Below are 2,263 nucleotides of genomic sequence, written 5' to 3' on the forward strand. Positions count from 1 at the left end.
CTTCAAAGGATAAGTTGCAAAAAAATCATCAGGCTTTTGAGCCTAATTTTGCCATCTTTGAGCAAAATAAACAGATTGATAAGGATTCAGATAGACTCAATGGCTCCTTAAATTAACGAAACTCCAGATAGGATAATACCCATAAATAAGGCATGAGAATAATCGTTCCGTTAGGAACATAATATCGGTCTTTCAAAAGGAGAACACCAGACCATAAAATCTTTAATGAGAATAATCGTTCCGTCAGGAACATAATATCGGTAGGAATAGATAGATAAATCAATCAGTTCCGTAGGAACGATATATTGGTAGAAAATTTATGAAAAGCCATTTACCGATATATTGTCCCTATGGGACATTATTTGTATGATATTTATTTCTACCGATATATTGTCCCTATGTGACATTAAAGAAGGATATTGTAGTTATTGTCAGACACTACCGAAAATTACAAGACATTAAATTCCATTTCGTGTCCTTTGTGCTCTTCGTGGTGAATAGTTACACTTTATCTGCAGAAGTTTGTTGACAATACCTTGAATGATTTTAGGAGGTTATGATGAATAAGATTGAGTTGTTAGAAATAATCAAAAAGGGTGAGGATTCTTTTACCGAATTCAAGGAAGAAAAGGCTCATCCTGATGACCTGGCGGCTGGAATAGTTGCCTTTGCCAATACAGAAGGGGGAAATTTAATAATTGGTGTTTCTGATGATGGAGAAATTTTAGGTGTTACAGACATAGATAAAATGATGCAAAGAATAGACAATATATGTGCCAATAATTGTGAGCCAACGATTGATTCAACCAGTGAAAAAATAATTATAGATGACAAAAAAATCCTTGTTGTTAGAATACCTAAAGGACCTCAAAGACCTTATAAAACTAACAAAGATATTTACTATATAAGAACCAGTAGTGGTAGAAGGTCCCCAAGCAGAGAACAACTTATGCGACTATTTGAAGCATCTAAGTCTATATATTACGACGAGTTGGCTGTTCCCAATACCTCTATTGAGGATATAGACCTTAAATATGTTGAAAGGTTTATAAAGAAATCTTTTGGCTGTGGAATTGGAGATTTTGGAATAAGGACTGACGACCTCTTAAAAAATATGAAAATATTAACCCCTTATGAAAGGGATATGGTTACTACTATTGGAGGATTGCTTTTCTTTGGAAAGCATCCGGAATATCAGTTTCCCTACTGTAAGATAACGATAGTGCGGTTTTACGGTAATGACATTGGCGAAACCTTTGATAAGAAGGATATAGAAGGAATACTTATTGAGCAGATTGAAAGGACAGAGAGAATCTTAAAGGATTATTTAAGAGCCGAAACAAAGATAGAGGGTTTTAAAAAGGAAGAACCTCGATTTGAAATCCCAATTGAAGCCTTAAGAGAAGCGGTCATAAATGCCATTGCCCATCGAAATTATCAACTGCCGTCCCAGAACAGGATATTCATCTTTGACAATAGAATAGAGATAAAAAGCCCGGGCAAACTCCCTAATTCAGTTACTATTGATAATATTAAGTTAGGATTCCCTCTCCATCGGAATCCCCTTATCGTTTCCTTGTTAGCTAAAGAGCACAGGATGACAGAGATTGGAACTGGTATTCCCAGGATGATTAGGCTTGTAAAAGAACAGACCGGCAAAGAGCCTGATTTTGAAGAAAGGGAGCAAGAGTTTATTATCAGAATCTGGAGGCCAGATTCAGGATAGACTTGCCTGATAATTGCATGAGTTTGAAAATAGTAAGGAGTGGCTATGAAAGAGGAATACAGTATCAAAGTTAAAGATCTGCCAGAAGAAGAAAAGCCAAGAGAGAAACTGAAGAAGTATGGTCCTAATGTCTTGAAGAACTATGAGCTTTTATCTATTATCCTTGGTAAAGGAACAATAAAAGAAGATGTCTTTGGAATTGCTAAGAGGGTAATTGATGAATATGGCTCAAGGGCTATAACTACAGAGGCAGATGTGGAAAAGGTAAAGAAAATTTTGGAGATAGGTGATGTCCATGCTTGCCAAGTAGTAGCCTGTTTTGAATTGGGCAGGAGATTTTTTAGCCAAACAAAAGAGGTTTATATCCGGACACCAGAGGATGCTTTTAAATATCTGAGTGAGATGAAAAAATTGGCATTGTCTCATTTCGGTCAGAAACAGCCCTAAAAAGTGGTAACAGTTTTGGCCGAAGAGACAATACGCCCCTTGTATTTTGAAGGTTGTTTTTTAGACCTTCTGGTGTTACTATACTTTTGC

Annotated in this window: 2 protein-coding genes; both read left to right on the plus strand. The window is 36.2% G+C overall.

The genetic code is table 11. The features are described 5' to 3' along the window. The first annotated feature begins 556 nt into the window (after nt 1-556). Entirely contained in the window at nt 557-1,726 is a 1,170-nt protein-coding gene (locus tag AB1414_19470; protein MEW6609593.1) for an RNA-binding domain-containing protein, read from the plus strand. A gap of 45 nt (nt 1,727-1,771) precedes the next feature. Continuing rightward, nucleotides 1,772-2,173: a UPF0758 domain-containing protein gene (locus tag AB1414_19475; GenBank protein ID MEW6609594.1), complete on the plus strand. Its 402-nt coding sequence runs from the start codon at nt 1,772-1,774 to the stop codon at nt 2,171-2,173. Nucleotides 2,174-2,263 lie beyond the last annotated feature (90 nt).

Source organism: bacterium, assembly GCA_040755795.1.
Taxonomy (GTDB): Bacteria; UBA9089; CG2-30-40-21; order CG2-30-40-21; family SBAY01; genus JBFLXS01.

Coding starts and splice junctions, on each gene's coding strand:
- AB1414_19475 (MEW6609594.1), top strand. CDS start 1,772: ATGAAAGAGGAATACAGTATCAAAGTTAAAGATCTGCCAGAAGAAGAA.
- AB1414_19470 (MEW6609593.1), top strand. CDS start 557: ATGATGAATAAGATTGAGTTGTTAGAAATAATCAAAAAGGGTGAGGAT.